At 68.2% G+C, this 6337-nt stretch carries 8 protein-coding genes and 1 pseudogene; 5 read left to right on the top strand and 4 right to left on the bottom strand.

Features of this window, described 5'->3' with window-relative positions:
* Positions 1-86 precede the first annotated feature (86 nt).
* Positions 87-497 (bottom strand): DUF6463 family protein, encoded by a 411-nt coding sequence (locus ACWD1Z_RS36130; protein WP_451124952.1) that lies wholly within the window; start codon positions 495-497, stop codon positions 87-89.
* Positions 498-640: 143 nt separating this feature from the next.
* Here ACWD1Z_RS36130 and ACWD1Z_RS36125 point away from each other — a divergent pair, with 143 nt between their 5' ends.
* Complete coding sequence (locus tag ACWD1Z_RS36125) at positions 641-1228, top strand: TetR/AcrR family transcriptional regulator (protein ID WP_451124950.1); 588 nt, start codon at positions 641-643, stop codon at positions 1226-1228.
* Between the two features lie 58 nt (positions 1229-1286).
* Here ACWD1Z_RS36125 and ACWD1Z_RS36120 read toward each other — a convergent pair whose 3' ends face one another.
* Together ACWD1Z_RS36120 and ACWD1Z_RS36115 are read right to left on the bottom strand one after the other, a co-directional pair.
* On the bottom strand, positions 1287-1484 hold the full coding sequence (locus ACWD1Z_RS36120; RefSeq protein ID WP_451124948.1) for a hypothetical protein: 198 nt from the start codon (positions 1482-1484) through the stop codon (positions 1287-1289).
* A gap of 198 nt (positions 1485-1682) precedes the next feature.
* Entirely contained in the window at positions 1683-1922 is a 240-nt protein-coding gene (locus tag ACWD1Z_RS36115) for a hypothetical protein (RefSeq protein WP_451124946.1), read from the bottom strand.
* Between the two features lie 227 nt (positions 1923-2149).
* On the opposite strand from ACWD1Z_RS36115, the gene ACWD1Z_RS36110 reads away from it, so the two are divergent.
* From ACWD1Z_RS36110 to ACWD1Z_RS36095, 4 genes are all read left to right on the top strand, one after another.
* Complete coding sequence (locus ACWD1Z_RS36110; protein ID WP_451124944.1) at positions 2150-3145, top strand: helix-turn-helix domain-containing protein; 996 nt, start codon at positions 2150-2152, stop codon at positions 3143-3145.
* A gap of 232 nt (positions 3146-3377) precedes the next feature.
* Positions 3378-4643 (top strand): CHAP domain-containing protein, encoded by a 1266-nt coding sequence (locus ACWD1Z_RS36105; protein WP_451124942.1) that lies wholly within the window; start codon positions 3378-3380, stop codon positions 4641-4643.
* A 317-nt stretch (positions 4644-4960) separates the two neighbouring features.
* On the top strand, positions 4961-5362 hold the full coding sequence (locus ACWD1Z_RS36100) for a VOC family protein (protein ID WP_451124940.1): 402 nt from the start codon (positions 4961-4963) through the stop codon (positions 5360-5362).
* Positions 5359-5868 carry a DinB family protein gene (locus ACWD1Z_RS36095; protein WP_451124939.1) on the top strand — a complete coding sequence of 170 codons (510 nt, stop codon included), beginning with the start codon at positions 5359-5361 and terminating at the stop codon, positions 5866-5868. Before ACWD1Z_RS36100 ends, ACWD1Z_RS36095 begins: the two co-directional genes overlap by 4 nt.
* Positions 5869-6101: 233 nt before the next feature.
* Here ACWD1Z_RS36095 and ACWD1Z_RS36090 read toward each other — a convergent pair.
* A pseudogene (locus ACWD1Z_RS36090) lies at positions 6102-6337 on the bottom strand (hypothetical protein); the annotation flags it as partial.

Below are 6337 nucleotides of genomic sequence, written 5' to 3'. Positions count from 1 at the left end.
TGCCCCACCTGCCACCGCGACATACCCACCCCACTACGGACCTGACCAAGCCCTAGTAGTTCTCGGGGCCATTCGCCAGACGTACATCAGCTTCGTGGAAGCCCGGCCTCGGGTACGGGGTTGGCGCGGCGGGCGCGGCGGATTCCGATCAGCAACAGGGCGCACGCGAGCGCGAAGAGCGGCCAGGGCGTGAACGGCAGGACCACGGCGTCGACGACGGTCCAACTCCCCAGCGTCCAGGCGATGAAGGCCGGCGGGGTGATGCCGCGGCGGTCCAGCCACAGCACCGTCAGGCCGATCAGGATGAGCGGTATGCCAAAGCTGTCCAGGCTCAGCCAGTACGCGCTGCCTGCCGGGCTCATGTCGGCAAGGTCCTCGTTGCGCAGTCCCCCGCTGAACCATGTCCCGGCGTGCTGTGCGGCCTTCTCCACCGTCAGCGCGCCGAGCGTGTGCGCGGCTCCGCACAAGGTGATGATCCAGCCTGCCCACTTGATCATCTGAATCCTCCGTTCTTGCCGCTCAGCAGGAGCCAGTGATCGCTGGGCCGCAATTCCGATACCGCAGTTTCGATACTCTCGTTCCGTATCATGCAGGCATGACAGTGAGAGGGCAACGGGGCGGACGCCCCCGAGACAGTCGCGTGGATCACAAGATCCTGCAGGCGACGCGCGAGCTGATCGACGAAATCGGCTACCCGGCCCTGACCGTCGACCAGGTGGCGGCGCGCGCCGGGGTGGGCAAGGCCGCGATCTACCGCCGCTACGCCTCCAAGGCCGAGATGGCGTTCGTCGCCACTACGGACGAGCAGCAGCTGCCCGCGTTGACCGGGACCGGCTCCTTGTACGGGGATCTGCTCGCGTTGGTCCGCGCATTTCACCGCCGCATGGCCACCCCGGCCGCCCGGCATCTGGCACCGGCCCTGATCAGCGAGATCGCCGCCAACCCCGAACTGGACAGGCGGTTCCAGGAAACCTTCCTGGTTGCCGAGCAGGCCGTCTTCGCCGAAATCATCGAACAGGCCGTTAACCGCGGTGAATTGCTCGGGACGGTCGACCCCGCGATGGCACACCTGCTGCTTCTGGGCTCCCTGGCGTCCGCCCTGTACATCCTCAACCTGCCCGTCGACGACGCGTTGGTCACCGACCTCGCCGCTGCCGCCGCCGCAGGAATCACCGCCCTGGCCGCCCGGCACCACAGCGGCCTCGACGAAGGCGCCGAACCACGCTGACACGCCCGTGGCCATGCCTATGGCTGTGGCTGTGGCGCACGAGATGCAGTCGAGCCGCCTACTGCCAGCCGGCGTCCGCCGGGGTGGCCTGCCAGCCGGCGTCCGCGGGGGCGGTCTGCCAGCCGGCGTCGGCGAGCACGGAGGAGGCCGGAACCGTCTCCGCCTCGGACTGGAACGCGACAGCCGGGGCGGCGAGAAACGCCGCAACAGCCAGAGAGGTGACCGCGGCAGTCCTGGCGAGGCGAGTACGAAGCATGAGGGTGTCCGTTCATCCGGAGGTGAGGTGCGGTGTCGGCAGCCTTCGCGTCCCGCGGTGACGCTCGGCCTGGCCGGTCACCTCAGAATTGCCGCAGCTCAGCCCCTCGGAAAGACTCCGCGAATGGACGGAAGAGGCATTGGACTTATGCGTCCACGCAGGCCGCGTCCACCCCCGCCTCAGCCCGCCGGCCCCGTCTCAGTCCGTCGGCCCCGGCAGGAAGGCGAGCGGCTGCACCGGCACTCCCGCGCCGGTCAGCCGGGCCCCGGCCAGCTCTGGCATCTCGCGCAGCAGCCGGTCGCAGACCTCTACAGCCCGCGCCTCCGCCTCCTCCAGGACGCCTGCCAGCAGATAGACGCCGAGTGTGAGTCCGCGCGGGGGGCACGCGTGCACGGCGACGTGCTCGACGCGATCGCCGGGGACGATCGCGCGTCGCACCAACTCCCTCACGTTGTGAGGGAGTTCCACACCGTCGGGTAGATCCAGATGTGCGTGGACCAGGTACATGCGCTCCAGAGTCTCAACGCAAGACGCTTTCGGGGCGGTTATCGGCCTGGACAGTTGCGGTCGTGGCCCATTCCGTCCTTCGACTGTGACGATCAACCGCCCTCTGCGAGGATTTCCCGACGGGTAGGGGATGTTCCATGCAGGGACCTGGGGGCCACATGATGACCGCACTTGGACTCGATGCCGTCGCGGAGACGGTGTACCGCGCGATGCTCAGACACCCGGCAGCCGGTGTCGCCGCCCTCGCCGAAAGCGTGGAGTTGTCCGAGGAGCGCGTACGGGACGCCCTGGACACGCTGAGCGAGCTGGCCCTGGTGCGTCCCGCCGCCGGGGACGCGGGCCGACTCCGCGCTGTTTCGCCCGACATCGGGATGGAGATCCTGATGGCCCGGCAGCAGGCGCTGCTGGCGGCCCACCAGGAGCGCCTCGAAACGTCACGGGCGGCTGCCGCCCAGCTCATCTCCGAGTACGCCGAGCTTCGCCCGGCCACCAGCCATCCCGAAGTGGAACAGCTGGTCGGCCTCGACCAGATCCGTGACCGGCTGGCCGTCCTTACCCGCGAGGTGGCCGAGGAGTTCCTGACCTTCGCCCCCGGCGGGCCGCAGACCTCGGAGAACATGGCCGCGTCACGGCCGCTCAATCAGGATCTGCTCGGTCGTGGAGTGCGGATGCGCACGGTGTACCTCGACAGCGTCCGCACCAACCGGCCCACCGTCGAACACGCAGACTGGCTGGCGGGTCTGGGCGGCCAGGTCCGCACGGTGCCGTCCCTGCCCACGCGGATGATCCTGATGGACCGGCGGATCGCCATGATGTCGGTCAACAGCGACGACACCGCCACGGGTGCGGTCCTGCTGACCGGACAGGGCATGCTCACCGCGCTGTGCGCACTCTTCGAGACCACCTGGGAGACCGCCCAGCCGCTCGGCGAGGTCGTTCCCGTCGATCGGGACGGACTCACCGGCCAGCAGGCGACCGCCCTTCGCCTGCTGGCCGAGGGCCACACCGACGAGACGATCGCCAAGCGGCTCGGGGTCTCGCCTCGTACGGCGCGGCGGATCGCCTCCGAACTGATGGATCGCCTCGGCGCACGCAGCCGGTTCGAGGCCGGTGTACGCGCCGTTCAGCAAGGCTGGCTCCCGGCCCGCCTCTGACCCATCCCGGGCCCCGGATTCGCCCCGGCCCGCATACCCCTCAGGACGCAACCGGCCAGGGACTCTTGCGTCCACCAAAACCCTCTTCCCCCGGCCGTGACCTGCGGCGAAAGTGGCTTCTGCCACCGGGCGCCACAACCCGTTCCCGCTCTCACAGCTGCACCTGCAGGGCAGCTGTCCGAGCCAGGGATGTGCCGCGCGCCCGCTCGCCTTCCAAGCCGCAGGAGAGAACATGAAGCTGAGCAACACCGTCCGTCGCGCCTCCGCCGCCCTCGCCGTCGGTGCCATGTCCCTCGCACTGGTCACGGTCACCGGCGAGGCCGCGCACGCCGCCGCCTCGTGCACCGGTGACGTGTCGATCTACGGCACCCTGTCGGACGGCCGGCTGACGTACACCCAGATCGCGCCGAACACCGGCGACCGCCTCAAGACGCTCATCGGCCCGGACCTCGGCTTCACCCCCAAGGCCATGGCGACCCTCAACTTCAATACCGTCCTGGTCACTTCGACCACCGGCGACCTCTACCGCGTCGACGTCCAGACGAACAACACCTCACTGACCCTGGCCGGCGTCGTGAAGATCTGGAACGGCGGCTGGACCTTCGACAAGATGGTCTACGACGGCGCAGGCCACCTCTACGGCACGGTCGACGGTCAACTCCACCAGTACGTCGTGTCCCAGGCCAAGCCTTCGGGAACGGCACACATAGGCCAGCACGTGGTGATCGACACCGGGTTCGTCCTCAAGACGCTCGCGGCGGCCGGCGACGACCGCATCATCGCCTCGACATCCGGCGGCCAGCTCTACAGCTACAAGATCGACGGTGTGAACGACTGGACCCGCGCCACGCTCAAGAGCGCCGGCTGGACCGGGGTCGACTCGCTCACCTCCCCCGGCGGGGGCCTGTACTACGGCCGCACCAGCGGTGGCATGTACTGGTACCAGGACGCCGACCCGACCGACGGAGACGGCTCCGACATCGCGTACCACCCCAACGACCCCGTGGACGCCTCCGGTTGGACTCAGAGCCTCCTGTCGGCCTACGCGAACAACTGCGCCTACGTACCGCCGGCGCCCTCCGCCACCACCGGCGAGAAGATCGCCAAGGTCGCCAACGCCCAGGTGGGCAAGAACTTCTACAACTTCAATTTCCAGCACAACAACGCCTGGTGCGCCGAGTTCGTCCGCTACGTGTGGGCCAACGTCGGGGTCAAGACCAGCGGTGTCACTCCGGAGTCCGGCAGTCTCTACACCTACGGCCTGAACAACGGCACTCTGCACCAGACCCCGAGGGTCGGTGACGCCGTCGTCTACGGCTACCACGGCGGCGGTGACGCCGACCACGTCAACCTGGTCGTGGCGGTCGACGGCGACCTCGTCACCACCGTCGGCGGCAATGAGAGCGACATGGTGAAGAGGACCACGTACAACTGGAAGACCAACAACAACCCCCTGAACGCGGGCGACATCGCCGGCTTCATCTCTCCCGTCGGCTGAGCACACGCGGACCGGCAAGGTGGGGGTCAGCCGGGAGTATCCGGTCTGGCCCACTTGCCGTGCGCGGGGGAGATCGTTTGACTCCCCCGCCAGGGACGTCGCCGAGAAGGGCCCAACCGCCCTCGCTCGGCTGTCTCCCCAGAAGCGAGCCGTGAACGGACCACGGAAAGGGGTATACCCGGCCGGCCGGCCGACGACGGGATATCCGCATACAGCCAGACACGTCATCAACCGTGTTTCCAGCAAGCCATCTTGTTCACTACAAGCCCACGGTCGCCCTCTATGCACGATGGGGTCGCTCGTAGATTCTTTGAGCCATGACCGATAAGGCAAGCGATCCCTCGTGGCCCTCCCGCATCAGCGCGATCACCTTGTTCGTTGAGGACTTGCAGGGCACGAAGCAGTTCTACCGAGAGGTCTTCGGCCTGCCGGTGCACTACGAGGACGACAACTCGGCCGTGTTCGGCTTCGGCAACACCATCATCAACCTGCTGAAGTCGGCCGCGGCACACGATCTCATCGCTCCCGCGAGCGTGGCGGCCCCGGAGAAGGGATCCCGAGTCCAGCTCACCCTCCCGGTGGACGATGTGGATGCGAAGTGCAAGGAGCTGGTGGCACTCGGCGTGACGCTGCTGAACGGTCCGATGGACCGGCCCTGGGGGATACGGACCGCCAGCTTCCAGGACCCGGGCGGTCACATCTGGGAGATCGCACAGTGAGCACGACGTCAACCGACGCGGAGATCAACGCACTTCTCAGCTCCTTGGACGGACAACGGCGCCATGTCCTCGGCATCGTGGACGGTCTCGACGACCAGGCGCTGCGGCGGCCGATACTGCCGTCGGGTTGGAGCTGTCTGGGGCTCGTCCAGCACCTCGCGCTGGACGTCGAGCGCTTCTGGTTCCGCGCCGTCGTCGTCGGGGACAGGGACGTCATTCGCGCTCTGGACGAGACCGACGACGCTTGGCAGGTGACGCCCGATGTGCCGGCCACCGAGGTCATCGACCGGTACTCCCGGGAGATCGACCTCGCAAACGCTTCCATCGCCGCCTGCTCAGCAGATACCACGCCGGCCTGGTGGCCCCACCACCTCTTCGGGGAACCGCATCTGCACAACTTGCGTGACGTCCTGCTCCACGTCATCACCGAGACCGCGTGCCACGCGGGCCACCTCGACGCGGCCCGAGAGCTGATCGACGGCCGCCGCTGGCTGGTCCTGCCCTGAACCGCCTGCGGAGTGCAGACGTACCCTCGCATGAGCACTACGGGATGAGGGGACCCCCGTAGATCGCGCGACGGCCGCTGCACCACCCGACCTCGTGGCCGCGCAGATCGATGGGTACCGCATCGCGGAAACCACACCGCCGCGCCCGCGAGCGGCGGGCGCGGCGGCCGGATCATCACACTTCGCGCTAGGCCAAGCCGGTTCGGCCTCGGCCAGCGGTGGCAGGTCACGGGTCACCGCCACCCGCCCCTTCCGCGAAGCTCCTGCTTGCGGCCGACGGTCAGCCTTGGCTCTGCCGGTGGGCGCGGATGATGTCCGCGTACCGGCGGCCGCTCGACTTGATGGTGCGTGCCTGGGTCGTGTAGTCGACGTGGATCCACGGCCTGGTCCGCGGCGAGCTGCTCGAGGATTTCATCCTGACGGGGGAGGACGAAGGCGACGAGGATGCCGGCGGCCACCGCCGTGAGGG

This window comes from Streptomyces sp. NPDC002784 (assembly GCF_053592135.1).
This window is presented reverse-complemented; position numbering and strand designations above follow the sequence as displayed.

What these genes read in the sequence shown, in the direction of transcription:
- ACWD1Z_RS36130 (WP_451124952.1), bottom strand. Translation starts at nt 497, where the DNA reads ATGATCAAGTGGGCAGGCTGGATCATCACCTTGTGCGGAGCCGCGCAC.
- ACWD1Z_RS36120 (WP_451124948.1), bottom strand. Translation starts at nt 1,484, where the DNA reads ATGCTTCGTACTCGCCTCGCCAGGACTGCCGCGGTCACCTCTCTGGCT.
- ACWD1Z_RS36110 (WP_451124944.1), top strand. Translation starts at nt 2,150, where the DNA reads ATGATGACCGCACTTGGACTCGATGCCGTCGCGGAGACGGTGTACCGC.
- ACWD1Z_RS36105 (WP_451124942.1), top strand. Translation starts at nt 3,378, where the DNA reads ATGAAGCTGAGCAACACCGTCCGTCGCGCCTCCGCCGCCCTCGCCGTC.
- ACWD1Z_RS36100 (WP_451124940.1), top strand. Translation starts at nt 4,961, where the DNA reads ATGACCGATAAGGCAAGCGATCCCTCGTGGCCCTCCCGCATCAGCGCG.